Raw genomic sequence first — 275 nt, 5'->3', positions numbered from 1 at the left:
AAAAGGAGATCGCTCATCAAAAGATGCCAATAGCAGGTATTGATTTAAAATAGAGAATCCAACTGTACTTAAGTCTCCTGAATACTCTTGCCACCTTGGCGGATAAGGCAAAGAGTTAACATAGCCTGATTGAAAAAAACGACCAGGATTAATATCTTTTAGAAGAGTTGTTGTTACTTCTGAATTGAGTAATGCTAGTAATGAGTATTTATTTTCATTATTTTTTGGGAATAAAGATTGACCAGACATTGAGAAAACACTACCCAATCTCATAG

At 34.2% G+C, this 275-nt stretch carries 1 protein-coding gene; it reads right to left on the bottom strand.

Going from position 1 to position 275, the window contains the following annotated elements:
• Window positions 1–275: hypothetical protein (locus SB772_RS40705; protein WP_410838611.1), on the bottom strand; the 275-nt coding region annotated here is incomplete at both ends.

Source organism: Paraburkholderia sp. SIMBA_030 (assembly GCF_046535245.1).
Classification (GTDB): domain Bacteria; phylum Pseudomonadota; class Gammaproteobacteria; order Burkholderiales; family Burkholderiaceae; genus Paraburkholderia.
This window is presented reverse-complemented; position numbering and strand designations above follow the sequence as displayed.